The organism is Nocardia vinacea (genome assembly GCF_035920345.1).
Taxonomy (GTDB): domain Bacteria; phylum Actinomycetota; class Actinomycetes; order Mycobacteriales; family Mycobacteriaceae; genus Nocardia; species Nocardia vinacea_A.
The window spans coordinates 2012714-2032456 of the sequence record NZ_CP109149.1 but is presented as its reverse complement, the minus strand read 5'-3'; the positions used below and the strand labels follow the sequence as shown (position 1 = coordinate 2032456).

20 protein-coding genes are annotated in these 19743 nt (G+C 65.1%); 15 read left to right on the top strand and 5 right to left on the bottom strand.

Going from position 1 to position 19743, the window contains the following annotated elements:
• Positions 1-138: 138 nt before the first annotated feature.
• Positions 139-930 carry a GntR family transcriptional regulator gene (locus OIE68_RS09680; protein WP_327099035.1) on the bottom strand — a complete coding sequence of 264 codons (792 nt, stop codon included), beginning with the start codon at positions 928-930 and terminating at the stop codon, positions 139-141.
• Positions 931-989: 59 nt separating this feature from the next.
• Between OIE68_RS09680 and OIE68_RS09675 the strand changes: the two genes are divergently transcribed.
• From OIE68_RS09675 to OIE68_RS09665, 3 genes are all read left to right on the top strand, one after another.
• On the top strand, positions 990-1970 hold the full coding sequence (locus OIE68_RS09675) for an ornithine cyclodeaminase family protein (protein ID WP_327099034.1): 981 nt from the start codon (positions 990-992) through the stop codon (positions 1968-1970).
• A 9-nt stretch (positions 1971-1979) separates the two neighbouring features.
• A complete protein-coding gene (locus tag OIE68_RS09670) occupies positions 1980-3464 on the top strand; it encodes an NAD-dependent succinate-semialdehyde dehydrogenase (protein WP_327099033.1) in 1485 nt (494 codons plus the stop codon).
• Positions 3465-3533: 69 nt separating this feature from the next.
• Complete coding sequence (locus OIE68_RS09665; protein ID WP_327099032.1) at positions 3534-4553, top strand: dihydrodipicolinate synthase family protein; 1020 nt, start codon at positions 3534-3536, stop codon at positions 4551-4553.
• Between the two features lie 130 nt (positions 4554-4683).
• On the opposite strand, the gene OIE68_RS09660 is transcribed toward OIE68_RS09665, so the two are convergent.
• Positions 4684-4809: a hypothetical protein gene (locus tag OIE68_RS09660; RefSeq protein ID WP_327099030.1), complete on the bottom strand. Its 126-nt coding sequence runs from the start codon at positions 4807-4809 to the stop codon at positions 4684-4686.
• A gap of 242 nt (positions 4810-5051) precedes the next feature.
• Entirely contained in the window at positions 5052-5951 is a 900-nt protein-coding gene (locus OIE68_RS09655; protein WP_327099029.1) for a LysR family transcriptional regulator, read from the bottom strand.
• A gap of 205 nt (positions 5952-6156) precedes the next feature.
• Between OIE68_RS09655 and OIE68_RS09650 the strand changes: the two genes are divergently transcribed.
• Genes OIE68_RS09650 through OIE68_RS09595 form a run of 12 tightly spaced genes read left to right on the top strand, consistent with a single transcriptional unit; the run spans position 6157 to position 18007 of the window.
• Positions 6157-7350, top strand: coding sequence for an acyl-CoA dehydrogenase family protein (locus tag OIE68_RS09650; protein ID WP_327099028.1), 1194 nt, complete (start codon positions 6157-6159; stop codon positions 7348-7350).
• A gap of 8 nt (positions 7351-7358) precedes the next feature.
• Positions 7359-7892, top strand: coding sequence for a flavin reductase family protein (locus tag OIE68_RS09645; protein WP_327099027.1), 534 nt, complete (start codon positions 7359-7361; stop codon positions 7890-7892).
• Positions 7893-7938: 46 nt separating this feature from the next.
• The gene (locus OIE68_RS09640) at positions 7939-8127 is read left to right on the top strand and encodes a ferredoxin (RefSeq protein ID WP_327099026.1); all 189 of its coding nucleotides are present in this window, start codon (positions 7939-7941) and stop codon (positions 8125-8127) included.
• Positions 8124-9308, top strand: a complete 1185-nt coding sequence (locus OIE68_RS09635) for a cytochrome P450 (protein WP_327099025.1) — start codon at positions 8124-8126, stop codon at positions 9306-9308. Before OIE68_RS09640 ends, OIE68_RS09635 begins: the two co-directional genes overlap by 4 nt.
• A 13-nt stretch (positions 9309-9321) precedes the next feature.
• Positions 9322-10713, top strand: a complete 1392-nt coding sequence (locus OIE68_RS09630; protein WP_327099024.1) for an MmgE/PrpD family protein — start codon at positions 9322-9324, stop codon at positions 10711-10713.
• Positions 10706-11524: a mesaconyl-C4 CoA hydratase gene (locus OIE68_RS09625; RefSeq protein WP_327099023.1), complete on the top strand. Its 819-nt coding sequence runs from the start codon at positions 10706-10708 to the stop codon at positions 11522-11524. Before OIE68_RS09630 ends, OIE68_RS09625 begins: the two co-directional genes overlap by 8 nt.
• 4 nt (positions 11525-11528) lie before the next feature.
• Positions 11529-12752 carry an FAD/NAD(P)-binding oxidoreductase gene (locus OIE68_RS09620; protein ID WP_327099022.1) on the top strand — a complete coding sequence of 408 codons (1224 nt, stop codon included), beginning with the start codon at positions 11529-11531 and terminating at the stop codon, positions 12750-12752.
• 59 nt (positions 12753-12811) lie between these two features.
• A complete protein-coding gene (locus OIE68_RS09615; RefSeq protein WP_327099021.1) occupies positions 12812-14017 on the top strand; it encodes an NAD(P)/FAD-dependent oxidoreductase in 1206 nt (401 codons plus the stop codon).
• A 35-nt stretch (positions 14018-14052) separates the two neighbouring features.
• Entirely contained in the window at positions 14053-15216 is a 1164-nt protein-coding gene (locus OIE68_RS09610; protein WP_327099020.1) for a CaiB/BaiF CoA-transferase family protein, read from the top strand.
• 35 nt (positions 15217-15251) lie between these two features.
• The gene (locus tag OIE68_RS09605) at positions 15252-16061 is read left to right on the top strand and encodes a CoA ester lyase (RefSeq protein WP_327099019.1); all 810 of its coding nucleotides are present in this window, start codon (positions 15252-15254) and stop codon (positions 16059-16061) included.
• A 27-nt stretch (positions 16062-16088) separates the two neighbouring features.
• Positions 16089-16955: a dioxygenase gene (locus OIE68_RS09600; protein WP_327099018.1), complete on the top strand. Its 867-nt coding sequence runs from the start codon at positions 16089-16091 to the stop codon at positions 16953-16955.
• On the top strand, positions 16952-18007 hold the full coding sequence (locus tag OIE68_RS09595) for a maleylacetate reductase (RefSeq protein ID WP_327099017.1): 1056 nt from the start codon (positions 16952-16954) through the stop codon (positions 18005-18007). The genes OIE68_RS09600 and OIE68_RS09595 overlap by 4 nt, the downstream gene beginning before the upstream one ends.
• A gap of 77 nt (positions 18008-18084) precedes the next feature.
• On the opposite strand, the gene OIE68_RS09590 is transcribed toward OIE68_RS09595, so the two are convergent.
• Together OIE68_RS09590 and OIE68_RS09585 are read right to left on the bottom strand one after the other, a co-directional pair.
• Positions 18085-18582 carry an iron-sulfur cluster-binding domain-containing protein gene (locus tag OIE68_RS09590; protein WP_327099016.1) on the bottom strand — a complete coding sequence of 166 codons (498 nt, stop codon included), beginning with the start codon at positions 18580-18582 and terminating at the stop codon, positions 18085-18087.
• A 92-nt stretch (positions 18583-18674) separates the two neighbouring features.
• The gene (locus OIE68_RS09585) at positions 18675-19640 is read right to left on the bottom strand and encodes a LysR family transcriptional regulator (RefSeq protein WP_327099015.1); all 966 of its coding nucleotides are present in this window, start codon (positions 19638-19640) and stop codon (positions 18675-18677) included.
• Between the last annotated feature and the right edge of the window lie 103 nt (positions 19641-19743).

The window sequence follows — 19743 nt, the reverse complement described above, 5'->3', positions numbered from 1 at the left end:
GACCTATCCCTTTGGCGGGCTGCCTTGCACATGACTCATCCTATACGAACCGTTTCGTTTTACAATGGACCACGTGAGTACTCCGATAGGGCTGCGGCGATCGGCATGTGGGCCGCACTCACTCTGTAGCCGTGCGGGTCATGCCGATACCGTTGGTTCCCAACCGGTTTCGAGCAGGGCGACTTCGATGGCCGAACCCGGCGGAATCCGGTAGTCGTCCGGCATCACCCGCAGGTGGACCGCGAGCAGGTGATCACGGGTGGCCGCCACCGCCTCCTCGACTTCGCCTGCCGCACACGCGCCGAGTATGCGTTCGTGCTCGGCCACGGCATTGCCGCGCCGGAGGTCGAAGTGCATTCGGATGCGCTCGGCCTGCGCGGACAGGTCGCTCGTCATGCGCGACAGCGTCTTTGAGCCGCTCGCTTGGTACAGCGCCTGATGAAACGCGCAGTTGAACCGTCCGAAGGAGGTCTGCGCGGCAGTCGGGCCGGCCATGGCCCGGGTCAGTTCCTCATTGGCCTCCCGCATGCGGTCCAGGTTCTCCGGGCGCAGACGAGGGACCGCGATGCGGGTGGCGAACGTCTCCAGATGGATGCGCAGCGCGGCGATGTCCTCCGCCTCGGCCAGATCGATGCCGGTCACCACCACGCCCCGGTAGGGGAGTCGCTCGATCAGCCCTTGCGCCTCTAGTTGCAGGAGTGCCTCGCGCACCGGGGTGCGGCTGACGCCGAGGGATTCGGCGACCTCGGTCGGGTCGATGCGGTCTCCGGGAGCCAGTTCGCCACCGACGATCCGTTCACGCAGTCGATCGCAGACTTTGTCCGCGACCCGTCGATGGATCGAATCCATATTCACCACTTCCTGTGCTGTCGCCGGCTCGTGGCTGTCCAGCAGATCCAATATCCAATGTCCAACGCTATGGTGCATCATATCCGCATCCGATACGATCCGTTTAGTATCGCTACCGTTTGGAGAGGAAGGGGAGACGATTGACGCTCCTGCTGGATGACACCACGGTGCAATCGGTCTTCGACTGGAAACCGGCGATCGCCGCGCTGCGTGAGGCATACGCGGCGGCATCCGAAGAATCGCGCTTCCCGGAGCGGACGATCGCACGCGGCGGCACCTCGATGCTGCGGACGATGAGCGGCGTGCCGGGCAGCGGCGAGCTGATGGGCTTGAAGACCATCGCCGGCGCGATCGGCGTGCGCCAGTTCTCCTATCTCATCTCCCTGTTCGATCAGCAGTCCGCGGAACTGGTGGCGCTGCTCGACGGGAACTCGATCACCGGCTTCCGCACCGCGGCCACATCCGCGCTGGCGGCTGACCTGCTGGCCGTGCCCGGACCGGTGACCGTAGGCGTCATAGGTTCGGGCTTCGAGGCGAAAAAGCACGTTCGCGCACTCGCCGCGGTACGCGAGTTCGATGCCGTACGCGTGTTCAGCCCGCGCGCGGAGAGCCGCGCGCGCTTCGCCGAGGAATTGGCGGATCTGGACACCTCGATCGTTCCGGCCGAGTCGCCGCAAGCCGCCGTGGCGGGCGCGAATCTGGTGATCTGCGCAGCGCGCTCCTATGACGAGTCGCCGATCCTGCTCGGTGAGTGGCTCAAGCCGGGCACGACCGTCGTCTCCATCGGCTCCACCGTGCGGGAACAGCGCGAAGTCGATCCGGAGGTGATCGCGCGCGCCGATGTCGTCATTGCCGACGTACTCGAGGAAGTGCTGCACGACAGCGGCGACCTCATCGCCGCGGCAGCAGCGGGAATCGACGTGACCGACCGGATCGCCGCCCTGTCGGACCTGGTGTCCGGACGGCACCCCGGCCGTACGACCGCGGAGCAGATCGTTGTGTACAAGTCCGTGGGCTCCGCGGTGCAGGACCTGGCCGTCGCCGCCATGTGCGCGGATGCCGCTCGCAAAGCAGGGCTCGGGTCGGAACTTCCGATCCGGATTCAGCCCGTTCGAAAGTAGGGACGCACCATGGGAATTCCTCTCACTGATAAGCCGATGCTCGCCGACGCCCTGCTGTCACGCAGCGCGGCCTATATCGACGGCGAGTGGGTCGAACAGGGCGACTCCGGCAGCTTTGTCGTCGAAAACCCTTCGACGGGCGAACAATTGGCCGAGCTTCCGTCCCTGAGCCGCGCGCAGGTGGCCGGTGCCATCGATGCCGCGCACCGGGCGCTGCCCGGATGGCGGGCCCGGTCCGCGAAGGAACGCGCCCAGATTCTGCGGCGGTGGTTCGACCTCGTGACCCAGCATGCCGAGGACCTGGCCTGGCTGATCGTCGTCGAAGAAGGCAAGCCGGTGTCCGAGGCACGGGGCGAGGTCGCCTATGCCGCGTCGTTCATCGAGTGGTTCGCCGAAGAGGCCAAGCGGGTGCGCGGTGACATCTTCCCGGCGCCGGATCCCGCGAACCGAGTTCTGGTGCTCAAAGAACCCGTGGGTGTCTGTGTCGCGATCACGCCGTGGAACTTTCCCGCCGCCATGATCACCCGCAAGGCGGCGCCGTCGCTGGCCGCGGGCTGCACGATGGTGGTCAAGCCAGCCGAGCAGACACCACTGACGGCACTGGCTCTCGCGGAGCTGGCCCGGCGTGCCGGGGTGCCCGCCGGTGTGTTCAACGTGGTGCTGGGGAATGCGCGCGAGATCGGCCCGGAACTCACCGGCAATCCGCTGGTCCGAAAGGTGAGTTTTACCGGTTCGACGGAGGTCGGGCGACTGCTGCTCGAGCAGTGCGCGGTGACTGTCAAGAAGGCGTCGATGGAGCTGGGCGGTAACGCGCCGGCGGTCGTCTTCGACGACGCAGACCTCGAGGTCGCCGTCGCGGGCGTGCTCGCGGCGAAGTACCGCAACACCGGCCAGGCGTGCATCAGTGCGAACCGCGTGTATGTGCAGTCGGGTATCTACGAGCGTTTCACCGCGCGGCTGGCCGAGCGAGTCGCCGAGCTGACGGTCGGCGACGGCTTCGAACCCGGTGTCGCGCAAGGCCCCATGATCGATCGTGCGGCGATCGCCAAGGTCGAGGAACACGTCTCCGACGCCGTCGAGCACGGTGCGCGGGTCGTGTGCGGCGGCGCGAGGCACGAGCGCGGCGACCTGTTCTATCAGCCGACCGTGCTGGCCGATGTCGCCGCCGGTATGAAGATCACCCGCGAGGAGACCTTCGGCCCGATCACTCCGCTGATTCCGTTCACCGACGAGGCCGATGTGATACGGCAGGCGAACGACACCGAATTCGGTTTGGCCGCTTACCTTTTCAGTCGCGATGCGGAGCTGATCTGGCGCGTGGCGGCGGCCCTCGAGGCCGGCATGGTCGGCATCAACTCCGGCCTGATCTCCAACGAGACCGCCCCCTTCGGCGGCATCAAGCAGTCCGGCCTCGGCCGGGAGGGATCGATCTACGGCATCGACGAATACCTGGAGATGAAGTACCTGGCATGGGCGGGCAGCGGAGCGCTCTGATCGCGGCCGTTCGAGAACTCACCCACTTCATCACCTTCCATCCATCGAAACAGCGACAAGGAGGCCCGCATGGCCGAGTACAACCTTTCTGAAGTCCGGGACTGGGCTCGGGAAAAGCTTGTCGGTGCGATCAATTGCACCATTCCGTCGTTCACCAACGACCTGCGCGACATCAACGAGAAGGGCATTCGCCACGACATCCGGCTGGCGAAGGAGCACGGCTTCATCGGCAGCCTGGGTATTTCCGAAGTCAGCATCACGCTGCCGGAATACGTGAATTTCCTGCGGATCGCCAAGGATGAGGGCGGTAACGACTTCTACATCGTCCACCACGCGAGCTGGAACGACCTAGAACAGAACATCGAGGCGGTGAAGCGAGCGGAGGAAGTCGGCGCCGACCTGGTGCTGCTGTCCTACCCACCGAACTTCTATCCCGAGTCCGAGCAGGAGATCTTCGACTACACCAAGGCGGTGGCCGATGCGACGAACCTCGCCATCATTCTGTTCCCGATGGTGTCCTGGGGCTTCAGCAGCCGGATCCACCCGTCCGATATTCCCACCCGCCTCATCCGCCGCATGATCGACGAGATTCCCAACGTCGCGGTGATCAAAGCCGAGGGCGGATTCCCGAGCATCCAGAGCGTCATCGAATGCACGCGGCTGTTCGGCAAGGAAGTCGTTATCTCGAACCCGATCGAGGGTGAACTGATACCGCTCTCGCAAGTCATGCCCATTCAGCTGTCGGCCACCAGCGACCACGAGTACTTCGGTCCGATGATCCCGCGTGTCATGCAGCTGTTGCGGGACGGCAAGTACGACGACGCCACTGAGATCTACTGGCAGTTGCACCCGGCGCGCAAAGCCAAGGCCGCGCTGTTCAACGGACTGCACGGCGGATCCATCCTGAACCGTCAGGCGTGGAAATTCCAGGGCTGGCTGCAGGGCTACAACGGCGGCCCACTGCGTATGCCCACCCTGCGCATCCACGACCACCAGATGAACGCGCTGCGCAAGGGCCTGATCGATTCCGGTCTGGAACCGAGCACGGATCCGTTCCGGGAATTCTTCATCGGCCGCAATCCCGCGTAAGCGAGTTACGAGACGACCGGGACTGGTGTCACTCCGCCTTCGCCGAACGCGTCCACCGCGAACCAGTACGGCTCACCGGCGTTTCAATGCGGATGTCCAGTTCGGTCTGCTCGTTACCAGCCAGCTGTGATTACCGCTTCTCGGGCGTCGTCCGTAGCGGACGTTGCAGCCGTGCGCCGGCGATCGCATCCCATTCCAGGTGGGCGGCGCGGTCGCCGCCGCGGTGCGCCCGCGCTGTGACCGCCTGTGAAGGCATGCGGCGCACCGTGATCCGCGCCGCTGGTGTCCAGCACGGCCGTTCGGGTCGGTGAGACCTCGACCCTGGTCACCTCGGTCGCCGGTGGACTCGGCGCCGCGATAGTTCCCGAGGCGGTGACCGCGCTGGCCCTCGAGGGCGTCGCCTATCGGCCGCTGGCTGGCCGCCATCAAGGTGGAACTCGCGGTCGCCCATCGCGCCGACCGCGAGGAGCCCCACCTCGTCCGAGCGGTTGCGGTGATTCATCGACTCGTCGGGGGCTGCTGACGTCTGGATTGCTCCGCGACGAACTCCAGGAACCGCCGGGCGGCGCGCCCACTCGGACCATGTGTGCGGGTCACCGCACCGTACTGCCGGAAGGCAGCGTGGTCGCGAAACGGGATGGTAGGAGTCGTGGGCGGGTGCCCCGGCTGTGCGGCCGGGATGATGGCTACGCCCATTCCCGCCGCCACGAGTGCCCGGAGGGTGGACAGCTCGGTCACCTCGGTTTCGATTCTGGGGCTGAATCCCGCCTCGCGGCAGAGGCGGTCGGTCACCTGACGCAGGCCGTACCCGACTTTGAGCGCTACCATGGGCTCGTCCATCAGGTCGGCGACCGCGATATCGCCGCGACCCTCGAACGCGTGGCCCGGCGGGACGCCGAGGCCCAGTTGCTCGTGGCCGAGCGGCAGCCAATGCAGATCGTCCGCGGTGGGTTGGGGAGCGACGAAGCCGATATCGATTCGCCCATGGCGGACATCATCGACCACGGCGTCGGATGCACCGCCGCAGAGCTCGAAGGATGTGCGTGGCGCGAGGGCACGATAGCGATCCAGAAGCCGCGGTATCAACCATCCGCCGAATGAATGCAGGAACCCGAGTGAGACCACTCCGCGGTCGGGGTCGACGAGGGTGGCGATTCTCTCTTCTCCCTGGTTGATCTCATTGATAGCGCGGACCGCGTGCGCGCGAAAAATCTCGCCGTACTTATTGAGCCGCAGCCGATTCTGGTTACGGTCGAAGAGTTTCACGCCGAGCTTGCGTTCGAGCCGGGCCAAAGCCCGTGAGAGCGTCGGCTGACTGATGTTCAGTTGTTCGGCCGTAGTTGTCATATTTCCGGTTTCTGTCAAAGTGATGAACCATTCGAGTTCACGCAATTGCATGCCGGGGATGATACGTCGAAAAACGTTGCGGCCGAGAGTCGATTTTTTGGGTCGGTAGCTGCCCGAATGTGACTATGCGCCGGACGCATAGTGTGTGCGAAGTTCCTGGTCTTGTACTCCATCCAGCCGATTCCGCATTCTGAAATAGCTGGTCCGTGATGTCGATCACGACAGTTTCTCGCATGATCACCAGGAAAGAGGCACCATGACACAGTCGTCGTTGACCGCCGTCAGGTCCGACATCGGCGCTCCGGACGCGGAGTTGGTTGGCCGCGCAACCAATCTGGTCCCATTGATCCGCGAATACGCCGCGCAGGGCTCCGAGGCTCGGCGAATCGCCCCGGAGGTGGTCAAGGCGATGACCGAGGCCGGCCTGTTCCATCTGCTCGTGGATCGGCGGCTCGGCGGGCACGGGGCCAGCATGCGGACGACCGTTGAGGCGGTCGCCGAGGTCGCGCGAGGCGACGGTTCCACCGCGTGGATTACCGCATTGCTCGCCTCCGCCACCGGATTCGCGTCGACCTTCTCCGAAAAGGCCCGGGAGGACATGTTCGGGTCGAATCCGAAGGCGACGTCGTGTGGCATTTTCTCACCGGGTAAGGCGGAGCCGGTCGAGGGCGGTTATCACATCAATGGCCGCTGGCCGTACGCATCCGGTTCCTTCGCGGCCGACTGGGCGACCGTGGGTATTCCCCTCGACGGTGGCAAGGAGGTGGGCCTGGCGTTGATTCCCGCCGAGGCCTTCACCATCGAACCGACCTGGTTCGTCACCGGAATGCGGGGCTCGGGTAGCGACACCATTGTGGTGGAGGACCATTTCGTGCCGGAGCATCGGGTACAGCGCTTCCAAGAAATGGCCGAAGGCCGATACCTCACTCCGCACAAAGACGAGCACATGGCATCGATCGGCTTCACCGCTGTCGCCTCGGCCATTCTCGTCGCGGCACAGATCGGTATGGTTCGGCACGCGCTGGAAATCACCCGAGCCAAATTGCCGGAAAAGCCCGTGGCCTACACGAATTTCCCGCATGCGAAGCTGTCGGCCACCCATCAGATCGCCGTGGCTAAGGCAGCTACGAATTTGCATCTCGCGGAAATGACCTTGAATCGGATTTGCCTCGACATCGATCAGGCGGCCGCCGAACGCCGGCGACTCGACCTGGAAACCCGGGCGCGCATCCGGAACGACACCGGCGTGGTCGCCGAGCTGGCCACGCGAGCGATCGACGAGCTGGTGAACGCCAATGGCTCGGGTTCGTTCGCCGAAGTCAATGTGCTGAGCCGAATTTGGCGGGACTCCTCGATCGCTGCCCGGCATGCCTACGTCAGCGCCGACATCGGCAGGGAAGCCTACGGTCGGGTGCTGCTGGGCAACGAAGAGCCCACGACGGTTCTGTAGGGACGGCCATGGATACTTCCGTGAAAGCCGTCGACACCGAACCGGCCGCAGCTCCCATCGACTACCGGCGCGCTCTCGGCCATGTCCCGACGAGCGTGGCCGTGGTCACTGCGGCCACCAGGTCCGGGCCTGTCGGTATGACGATCGGCTCATTCACCTCGGTCTCGCTGGATCCGCCGCTGATCGCCTTCTTCATCGACCGCTCCTCCAGGAGCTGGCCTCGCCTGTACGGCGCGAGTCGCTTCGGCGTCAATATCCTCGGGCACAACCAGAGCGAGGTGTGCCGGACGTTCTCGCGACCGAGTGACGACCGCTTCCACGACGTGGGCTGGAGTGAGTCGGTCAACGGCGTGCCATTGCTCGACGAGGCAATCGTCGCCCTGGAGTGCACGCGATTCAAGGTGGACCTGATCGGTGACCATTACCAAGTAGTCGGCCGGGTCGAGACGCTGGAACTGCGTGCCAGCGAACCGCCGCTGATCTTTCTGCGCGGTGGGTTCGTCGACTTGAGCGACGGCTCGGACAAATCCCAGCGGAGCTAGCCGAATTATTCGGCATTGCGCCGCATCTCAGATGAAGGACCCCGAGATGATCAATGTCAAAGTAGATTTCGGCCGTTGCGATGCCAACGGCACCTGCGCCGCACTGATGCCCGATGTATTCGAGATCGGCGCGGACGGCTCGCTCGCACAATTGAAGACGCGGATCGAGGACGGTCGGCAGGAGGAGTTCGACGAGGTCGTGCTGTGCTGCCCGATGGGAGCGATCTCTCGATGACGGAAACACTACTGCCCCGCTTCGATCCGTTCGCTCCGCAGGCCCAGGCGCACGAGGGCGGAGCCCTGCCGGACGGCCCACTGGCGGTCGGTCCATCCGGTTACACAGTGCTGACCTACGATCTCGCGACCACGGTCCTGCGCAATACGCGCTTCAAGAACGCCGCGCTCGAACTGATGGAACAGTTCGGAATCACCGACGGACTGGCTCACGAATTCCGTGCCAATAGCGTCATCATGGCGGAGGGTGCGCGTCACTTTCGACTGCGCGCGCCGATGGCGCGGTTCATGGGTCCGCACACTGTGCAGGAAATCCGCGGAATTGTTCGCGAGATCGTCGAGGGCATTGTCGCGGATCTCGACACGAGCGCTCCCGTCGATTTCCACACCGGGATCGACCAGCGCATTCCCGCGCGGATCTATTGCTATCTCGCCGGCGCACCCGCGGCGGACGAGTCCTTGGTCGCCAGCCTGTCGGAGCGGACGCTCTCACTGCTGCATCGGGACCGGTCCCTCACCCCGGTGATCGTGAACGCCTACGCCGAACTGTTCGCCTATCTGCGTGCTCTCATCGCGCGAAAGCGGGAACAGGCCCTCGGCGACGACATGCTGTCCTTCCTCATCGGCCAGCAGGAAGCGGGCAAGCTGTCGGAGGATGAACTGCTCAATGAGGCCGCCGCCATGCTCGAGGCGAGCTCGGTCAATACCTCGCATCAAACCGGCCTGGTCGTGTGGACACTGCTGCGTGATCGAGAGACCTGGCGGCGACTCGTCGAGAATCCCGAACTGATTCCTGCCGCCGTGGTCGAGGCCATCAGGTTGTATCCGCGGCCCGGAATCGTGAGCAAGGTGGCGACCGAAGATATCGAGCTGAACGGAACCATCATTCCGGAAGGCTCTGATGTGCATGTGGCGGTTTGGTCCGCGAACCGCGATCAGGCGCGCTTCGAACGCCCCACCGAATTCCGCCTCGACCGGGAATCCAATTCCCCGCTGACATTCAGCACCGGCAGTCACGGCTGCCTCGGTCAAAGCTTGGCCAGGGTGGAAATGGAAGAAGTGGTCAGGTATCTGGCCGACCAGCACCCCGATGCGCTGGTGGTCGACGACGGCACCGAAATCGGACAGAGTGGCGGCCGCTGGCTCGTCAAGGCGCTCACCGTGAACTTGAATCCGGTGTAAGGGGAATATGGTGATGAATGCCGAGTCTTTGACGGAGCGCCTGGCATCCAATTGGGCGAAAATTCAATTCGACGATATTCCGGGTGAAGTCGTCGCTGGTGTCAAGAAGAATATTCTGGACACCCTGGCCGTGGCGATGGCCGGTGCCCACACCGATGAGGCCCGGCGGGTGCGGACCGCACTCACCGGCGTGCGCGCCGAGTCCGGAAGCCTGGTGTGGGGCACCCCCTTTCGGGTTTCGCCGCCTCATGCCGCGCTCGCGAACGGCACCGCGGCCCACGCGCGCGACTTCGACGACGGGGGTGGGCCGGGCCACGCCGGGTCGACGGTGCTACCCGCGGCGCTGGCCGTGACGGAGGCGGCGGGCGGCGACGGGCGGACGCTCATCGCGGCGACGATCGCCGGATACGACATCGGCTACCGAGCGTTGCAGGCGATCGGAGGTTTCGCCGCGCATACCGGCCGAGGCTGGCACTCGAGCGGCACCATGGGCAGTTTCGCCGCGGCCGCGGCCGCGGCGAAAACCCTTGGCCTGGATACGGAACGCTTCGCCGACGCGCTCGGAATCGCCGGCTCGTTCACCGGTGGTGTGTGGGCGTTCAAAGACGACGGCGCCATGACCAAACGCATCCATCCCGGCAAAGCGGGGGAGACCGGCGTCGACGCGGCGCTCCTCGCCCAGGCCGGAATTACCGGTCCCCGTAGGGTTTTCGAAGCCGAATGGGGTGGCCTGTATGCCACCTACAACAACGGACAGGGGTTCCCCGAGCAGGCGCTCGCCGACCTGGGCGTGGATTACAACGTGGCCACCGCGTACATCAAGCCCTACGCCTGCTGCCGGGGGTGCCACTCCACGATCGACACGGTTCTGGCGATGATTCGCACAAGCGACGTGAAACCCGCTGATATACACCATATTTCGATCAAAGCCTCGGAGACCGCGGTGAACATGCTGTCGGTCGACCCGATAGAGACCGTCTTCGATGCCCAGTTCAGCCTCGCCTACGCGATGAGTGTCGCACTGTGCAACGGCAGTGTCGGACTGGACCAGTTCGAGCCGCCCCGCATGAACGACCCGCTGGTGGCGGAGACCTTCGCGAAGATCTCGATGCACGTCGACTCCGGCATCGAACTGGAGGACGGACCACGTCTGGACGTGGAGTTCACCAGTGGCGAAACGATCACCCTGTTCGCCGGAAACCCGACTACCGCCAAGGGCTCGGCGCTGAACCCGATGTCCCACGAGGAGGTCGTCGCGAAGGCAGAAGCACTGCTGGCGCCGATCGACCCCGAAATTCCCCGCCGACTCGTGCACGCGGTCGAGAACCTGGAAGACGCTACCGATCTTTCAGAACTGCTGAGTGCACTCCGAGCAGAAAGACGAGACAACTGCCTTGGTGACTGATCAGAAGTCAGAGACGATCGAGCGAACGGAAATGATCGCGGCCGAGCCGACCGAGTCGCTCGCCGCCATGCTCGACATCGAGATACCCTGTGCCGCCGGTGATCCGGTGCCGCCGCTGTGGCATTGGGCGTATCTGCTGGAGCGCGGTCCACAACGTGAGCTCGGTCCGGACGGTCATCCGGTCACCGGGATACCGGCCCCTCCCGGGCCCGACCGCCGACGGATGTTCGGGGGTGGACGCATGACGACCTTCGGCCACTTGGTGATCGGCGAGCCCGCTACCAAAGTGACCTCGGTCAAGAGCTCGCTCGACAAGGACGGCCGAACCGGCCCGTTGACCTTGGTCACGGTCCTCCAGGAGATCTTCCAGGGCGGCGAGCTGGTGATTCGCGAGGAGCAGGACATCGTCTACCGCGCGCCCGGATCCGGCACGCTGCCGCCCGCGCCGGCTGCTCCCGCGCCGCCGAGCGGGCCGACGCTGGAGCTGGCCGTGGACGAGCGAACGCTGTTCCGGTTCTCCGCATTGACATACAACGCGCACCGGATCCACTACGACCTCGGGTGGACAGCGCAAGAGGGTTACGACGGGCTGCTCATCCACGGGCCCTTGCTCGCGCTCATGATGGGTGAGCATATGCGGCGCGAGGGAATCGAGCTGCGCGGCAAGACATTCGGATACCGGTTCGTGTCACCCATGACGAAACCGCAGACCTTCACGGTCGTGCCCGGCCCTGAAGGGTTGATCCACGGGGCCGAGGCTCGCAGTGCCGCCGGTGCCGTCTGCGCTGTGAGCACGCTGGCGGAGCTCTGAGAGCATGACAGCGGTATCCGATGTGGTCATAGTGGGTGGTTCCATCGCGGGGTTGCGGGCGGCGGAAACCGTCGTCCGGCTTGCGCCTGAGCTGAGCGTGACGGTCGTAAGCGATGAACCTCACCTGCCCTACGAGCGCCCGCCCCTGTCCAAAGTTGCGTTGCGCGATCCGCTCGAACTGGACGACCTGGTCTACCAGTCGGTCGGCGAGCTCGGTCGGCACGGAGTCGACTTCCTGCTCGAAACCCCGGCCCTGGGTCTCGATCTCGCCGCGCGACGGGTCCGCGTCGCCGAGGGCGAACTGGGGTATCGAGCGCTCGTCATCGCGACCGGCTGCGAGCCGGTGATACCGCCTGTGTTCGCCGGGCTTCCGGAGGTTTATCCGCTGCGTAGTTTCGAGGATGCCCGCGCCCTGCGTGCGGCGGTCGCCGATACCTCGAAGTCGGTGGCGATCGTGGGCGCCGGGTTCATCGGTGGTGAATTCGCGTCGACGCTCGTCAAGGAGGGTCGTGCGGTCTCGCTCGTCGATATGGCCCCGAAGCCCCTCGGCAGGTTCGGAGCTCCGGTAGCCGACACCTACGCGGCGTTGCATCGAGACGCCGGTGTCGAGCTGTTCCTCGGCAGGGCGGTTACCGATGTAGCCCACATCGCGGAGGGCCGGGAATTGGTTCTCGACGACGGCACCCGAGTTCGCGCGGACGTCATTCTCGTCGGTGCCGGGGTGCGTCCCTCCACGCGATGGCTGGAGGGCTCGGGTCTGGCCCTCGACAACGGGATTCTGTGCGATTCCCAGCTGCGGGCATCGGAGGGTGTTTTCGCCGCCGGCGATGCCGTCCGGTGGCCTAATCCACGATTCGACGCGATCATGCGTGTCGAGCACTGGACCAATGCGGCGGAGCAAGGGCGTATCGCCGCCATGAACGCCGTGAATTATATTCGGGAACTCGATGGCGCGGTCTGCGCGAACGTGCCGTATTTCTGGTCCGACCAGCATGGCATTCGCATTCAATTCGCCGGATATCTGACGGGCGACGAAGAATTGCTGGAGAACCGCAATTCCGACGGCTCGCTCTTCCTGTACCGGCGCGGCCAGGCGGTGACCGGCGTGCTGGCCTTCGAGCGGCGGTCCGAGTTCGTCAAAATTCGTGCGGCACTGAGGCGAGAGAATCCCTCACTGCGCCAAGTCGTTCCCGATGTGCCGGATCACGAAGAAGTGCGCATCGGCTGAGTTTTCCCGGGCTCGGCCGGTAACGGACGGGCATTCGGGATCTTCACCGTGGAGGATTGATGCGAGAAGAACAGCAAGTGATAGTCGTAGGCGCAGGTCCCGTGGGACTCTTGAATGCGCTGGGTTTGGCGCAGCAGGGTGTCGTCGTCACTGTGCTCGAGCGAGCGTCGACTCTCTCGGCCGCGCCGCGGGCGATCGTCTATCACTGGGCAGCGCTGGATGGCCTGGCCCGCTTGGATCTCCTCGACGACGCCGTTGGGGCCGGATTTCTGAAGCAGGACTACGCCTATCGAGTGCACAAGACCGGCGAAATCATCGAGTACGGATTGCAGGCGCTCGAGGGAAAGGTGGAACGTCCCTACAACCTGCACCTGGGGCAGGGTGCTCTGGCGCGCGTGATTCTGCGGCGCCTGGAGACCTTCGACAACGCACGCGTGCGCTGGAACCACGAGGTCACCGCGATCACCCAGGATGACGCCGAAGTCCGGGTCACCGTTCGGTCCGAGCGCTGCGAAGAGGAACTCCGTGCGTCCTGGCTCATCGGCGCCGACGGCGCGGGCTCCAGGATTCGGAGCGAGCTGGATCTCGGCTTCGAGGGGATGACCTGGCCGGAGCGGTTCGTCGCCACCAATGTGCGCTTCGCCGAGGATCTTTCGGGCTGGGCGCAGTCGACGTTCTATGTCGACGACGTCTTCGGCGCGATTATCGCCAAGATCGACGAGTCCGGTGCGCACGGCCTCTGGCGCTACACCTACATGGAGGACGACGCCCTGCCCGCCGAGTCGGCGGCCGAGCGCCTGCCCGAGTTCCTCACCACAGTGTTCGGCGAAAAGATCGCTGCCGCAGCCGAACTCGAGGCGATCTCGCCGTACCGGATGCATCAGCGCAGCGCGGTGGCCTACCGTGCGGGCAGGGTACTGCTCGCCGGTGACGCAGCACATGCGACCAATCCCACCGGCGGGCTCGGGCTGACCATGGGCCTGTTCGACGCGTACCTGTTGAACGAAGCCCTGGGCGCGGTCGTCTCCGGCCGCGCCGACGACGGCATCCTCAACGTCTACTCCGACGAACGCCGCCACGCGTTCGTCGATGTCGCGAGTCCACGTGCCAGCGCCAACAAGCGGCTGCTGTTCCATTCCACCGATCCGGCCCAACTCGATCGTGACCTGGACGTGTTCCGGAAGATGTCCCGCGACCGAGAGTTCGCCGCGGAACGCCTCTACTTCACGAAAACCCTGGAAACACCCTCCCTGATCGCGCACTGAGTGTGGCTGGTTTCGTATCGAACGAAGGAATTCCTATGAACCCTCTCGACGGACTCACCGTCGTATCGCTCGAGCAGGCCGTGGCCGCCCCGTTCGCCACCCGCCAGCTGGCGGATCTCGGCGCGCGGGTGATCAAGGTCGAGCGTCCCGACGTCGGCGACTTCGCCCGCGGCTACGACGAGACGGTGCGCGGCATGGCCAGCCATTTCGTCTGGCTCAACCGCTCGAAGGAATCGGTCTGCCTCGATCTGAAGTCCGAGTACGGCAGGGACAGCATCCAATCCCTGGTTCGCAACGCGGACGTGTTCGTCCAGAACCTCGCTCCCGGCGCGGCGGAACGACTCGGGCTGGGCAGCGACGAATTGCGAAGGGTCAAGCCGGAACTCATTCATGTCTCGATCTCCGGCTATGGTCCCGGCGGACCGTATTCGGCGAAGAAGGCCTACGACCTGCTCGTGCAGTGCGAGGCGGGCCTGGTTTCCATTACCGGTACCCCGGACGAGCCGGCGAAGGTCGGGATATCCATCGCCGACATCGCCTCCGGAATGTTCGCCTACTCCGGCGTTCTCACGGCGCTGATCCAGCGTGATCGCACGGGTGAGGGCGCCACCATCGAGATCTCGATGCTCGAGGCGCTATCGGAGTGGATGGGCTATCCGCTGAACTACGCGATGTATGGCGGTACGGCGCCGCAGCGGACGGGCGCGCGGCACGCGTCGATCGCGCCGTATGGGCCGTTCCGGTGCGGAGACGGAAATCAGGTGTTCCTCGGACTGCAGAACGAGCGCGAATGGGCGACGTTCTGCGCGGAGATCCTGGACGACCCCGCCATAGCGGCGGATCCCCGGTTCCTTCGAAACTCGTTGCGGGTGAGCCACAGTCGAGAGTTGCAAGAGGAGATCGAGCGCGCATTCTCGGCATGGAGCGCCGAAACGGTCGCGAAGCGGCTCGAGGCGGCAGGCATCGCGAACGCGATCCTGCGGGATATGCACGACCTGGCGGAGCACCCGCAACTCGAGGCGAGGGGACGGTGGTTCGACTACGAGTCACCCGTCGGTTCGCTGCGGGCACTCGTTCCACCGGCGACATTTGTCGGAACGAAGCCGGTGATGGGCCCCGTGCCAGGGGTCGGTGAGCACACTGAAGCCGTACTCGCCGAGTTCGGAATCGCCTCAGCGGCAGCCGAATTACCGAACTGAGCACCGGCCACCGAACCGAGAAAGGCGGAGAACCCATGAATCGGGAGGAAACCATTCGGGTCGCCAGATCGTTTCTCTTCGTACCCGGTGATCGTCCGGAGCGTTTCGACAAGGCGATTCGGTCCGGGACCGACGTCGTCGTGCTCGATCTGGAGGACGCTGTCGCGGACGAGCACAAGGACAGCGCCCGAAGTGCGGTAGTCGACTGGCTGTCCCGCGGTGCACCGGCATGTGTGCGAGTGGCTTCCCCAGCGGGTCAACACTTTTGGGACGAGGTGGCGGCACTGAAGGGCCTGCCCGGCCTGATCGCCGTGATGGTCCCCAAAGCCGAAAGCCCCGATGAACTGTCGGCCGTCGCCGAGCGGGTCGGGGTACCCGTGATCGCGTTGGTCGAGTCGGCGCTGGGGATGGTCCGTGCACCGTCTCTAGCCACCGCCCCTGGGGTTTCGCGAATTGCGTTCGGGCACTTGGACTATGCGCTCGACCTGGGGTGCGACACCGGCCGGACGGCCATGCTCCACCCCCGGTCCGCGCTCGTGCTCGCATCGCGGGCCGCGCGGCTTCCGGGACCGATCGACGGTGTGACCGCCGCTCTGGACGATGCCGCGGCCCTGGACGAGGATCTCAGGTGTGCGAAGGAGCTCGGCATGACGGGAAAGCTGCTGGTGCATCCCCGTCAGGTGGTGGGCACCCATGCGGCGTTTCGGCCCGACGCGGCGGCAGTCCGCTGGGCTCGGCGGGTGGTCGAGTCCGAGGCCGGAGGCAAGGCGGTCCGAATCGAGGGGCAGATGGTCGACGCGCCTGTCGCCGCGCGGGCGCGGGCGATCTTGCGAGATGTGCGTTGAAGAGGCGACCGCGAAAGGAAAACCGCTGTGGATTTCAATGAGACGACCGCGTTGGATGCCGTCGTTGCAAGCTTCGAGGGTACGTCCGACCTGAGGCTGAAAGAGATATTGCAGGTGACGACGCGTCACCTCCATGCCCTGGTTCGTGAGTTACGGCCGACGCAGACCGAGTGGCAGCAGGCCATCGACTTTCTCACGGCTGTCGGTCACACCTGCGATGACACCAGGCAGGAATTCGTTCTCCTCTCCGATGTGTTCGGCGTATCGATGTTGGTCGAGACGATCAATGGTGACGAGCACGGCACCGAGGGCACCGTTCTCGGCCCCTTTCACATGACCGAGTCGCCACGTCGCGAACTCGGCGACTCGATCGACTTGATGGGCGGTTCGACGCCCTGCTTGGTTACCGGGGCGGTAGTGGACGACGCCGGCCGGCCATTGGCGGGCACCACCATCGACATCTGGCAATGCAGCGTGGACGGCTTCTACGACGTGCAAGAGCCCGAGAAGCAGCCGCCGGGCAACGGGCGCGGTCTGTTCACGACCGATGAGCAGGGGCGCTTCTGGTTCCGAACGGTAGTGCCCAGTCACTATCCGATTCCCACGGACGGCCCGGTGGGCGATCTGCTCGGTGCGTCCGGACGCCATCCATTCCGTCCCGCGCACATTCATGTACTCGCCGAAGCGGCGGGCTACCGGCCGGTGACGACACACCTGTTCGTCGCGGACAGCGCGTATATCGACAGTGATGCGGTGTTCGCGGTGAAGAACAGCCTCATTGTCGATTTCACCGAAATCGACGATACCGCGGGGTTCGAGCACTACGGCATGACCGGACCTTTCCGCCATGCGCACTTCGATATTCGACTTGGCCGAGAGGGCGGACCGCAATGACAGGCACCTTCACGTATGACGCGCTGCCCATGCGGGTGGTATTCGGGTCCGGGAGCATCGAGCAGCTCGCGGCCGAAACGGACCGATTAGGGTTGCGGCGCGTGCTCGTCCTGTCGACCCCGCAGCAGCGCGACCTCGCCGACAGAGCCGCCGGCCTGATCGGGAAATCCGCTGTGGGAGTGTTCGATTCGGCACGGATGCACGTCCCGGTCGAGACGGTCGAGGCGGCGGAGTCGGTGGCGTCCGAACTCGCGATCGACGGCTGTGTCGCGGTCGGAGGCGGATCGACGATCGGTTTGGCCAAGGCGCTCGCGCTCGGCAGCGACCTCGGCATCGTGGCGGTACCCACGACCTACGCGGGCTCGGAGATGACCCCCATCTGGGGAATCACGAAGGGCGACAAGAAGACAACCGGTCGCGACCGCAAAGTCCTTCCGAGCAGCGTCATCTACGACCCCGATCTGACGATGACACTGCCCGTTCCGGTGTCCGGTACAAGCGGAATCAACGCGATTGCCCACGCGGTCGAGGCGCTCTACGCCCCCGACGGCTCGCCGGTGATCGCCGCCATGGCCGAACAGGGCATCCGCGACCTCGCCGACGCGCTACCGGCGTTATCGGCTGCCCCGAACGACCCGCGGGCACGGGCGACAGCATTGCAGGGCGCGTGGCTGTCCGGAGCCTGCCTCGGGGCGACGACCATGGGCCTGCACCACAAGCTGTGCCATGTCCTCGGCGGATTGCTGGATCTTCCACACGCCGAAACCCATGCGGTAATGCTCCCGTACGTCACGGCATTCAACCTCCCGTCGGCTCGCACGGCCGCCGCTGCCCTCGCCCGCGCACTACGCACCGACAACGCGGTTACCGGCCTCCTGGCATTGACCGCCGACCTCGGAGCACCGCGAACTCTCCTCGAGCTGGGTGTGAACGAGAGTGACCTGACTCGCGTCGCTGACGAGGTCGTGAGTAACCCGTACTCGAACCCCCGATCGTTCACGCGGGAGGAATTGATCGAACTCCTCCACAATGCTTGGAAGGGCATCCACTGAGTTTTCGCCCTGGCCGCACTCGCGACCGTCAGCCCTGGCCACGTCGTGGCCAGGGCTGACGGTCGCTTGCGGGCCCTTTACAGGTCCAGCACGAGCCGATCGGTGCGGGCGCGCGAAACGCACACCATCATGCAGTCTCCGACAGCCTGCTCTTCGGGGGACAGCACCACGTCGCGATGTTCCGGCTGTCCGTCCAGGACTGGTGTTTCACACGTGCCGCAGGTGCCGGTCCGGCACGAGGACGGTACTGGGATACCGGCCTTTTCGACGATGTCGAGCAGGCTTTCCTCGGCCGGTACGTGCAACTCCATACCCGACCTTTGCAGGACCACGTCGAATTCGCGGGCAGGCTGATCCACGACACGTGCCTTGAATCGTTCCGTGTGCAGCGCTCCGGGCGGCCAGTGCCGGCCGGCTTCTTCGACCGCTTCGAGCAGTCGCTCCGGGCCGCAGCAGAAGATCGCGGTGTCGGTACGCGGCTCGTGGAGGAGGTCATCGAGATTCAACCGCTGGTCGCGGTCGCCCGCCACTACCGAGACCCGTGGGTCGGCGGGAAGTGCGTCGACGTACGCCATCGCCGACCGTGAGCGTCCACAATAGGGGGTAGGTGATGCGCGTAGTGCATCGGATTGCGGCCCGTACGGTGTGATCGTGCTGTTCGTCGGTACTACGCCGACACCGGCCAGGCGGCAGGTATCGCGGTCCGCAGCACACGTTTCGGATCGCCTTCGGACGGCGAGCGATTGGATCGGGCCGGCAACGGCGACACACCGGCGACGAATTTCAGGAAGCGCCGTGCGGCCTGGCCGCTCGGACCATTCCGGCGGACGACCGCTCCATAACATCGGAAGGCGGTCGGGTCGCTGAGCGCGACGGTACCGATCGCGGCCGCGTGTCCCGAGTGGGCGGCAGGCACGACGGCGACGCCCATTCCGGCCGCGACCAGGGCGTGCAGTGTGGAGAGTTCGGTGACCTCGATTTCGATCCGGGGGCTGAACCCCGCCTCCCGGCACAGCCGGTCGGTGACCTGCCGCAGGCCGTACCCGGCCTTCAGTGCGATCATCGGCTCGTCCGCCACATCGGCCATCGCGACGTGATCGCGGCCTTCGAACACATGGCCCGCGGGAACCCCCAGACACAGCGCCTCACGCCCGAGCGGTACCCACTCGAGATCGTCCGCAGCCGGCTCGGGAGCCACGAAGCCGATGTCGATTCGTCCCTGCCGCACGCTGTCGACCACGGAATCGCAAGCGCCGCCGTGCAATTCGAAGGACGTGCTGGACGCGACCCCGCGGTACCGATTGAGCAGGTCGGGTATCAGCCAGCCGCCGAAGGAATGCGCGAACCCGAGCGACACCGAGCCTCGATCCGGATCGACCAAAGCGGCGATCCGCTGTTCCCCACGGTCGATCTCGTTCAGTGCTCGTAACGCGTGGGCTTGGAAGAGCTCGCCGTATTTGTTCAGCCGCAGCCGGTTCTGGTGGCGATCGAAAAGCTGCACTCCGAGCTTGCGTTCGAGCCGTGCCAACGCCCGGGACAGTGTCGGCTGGCTGATGTTCAGCCGGATCGAGGCCTCCGTGATGTGTTCGGTCTCGGCCAGCGTTGTGAACCACTGGAGCTCGCGCAATTGCATGGTCAACCTCCCTCGGGAAGGGACGCCGACACTGGCGCACCTATCCGGTTCCAGCGCTGGAGTCCCAGTCGATCGTTGGAGCCATCCCTCGCACCTGGATCCT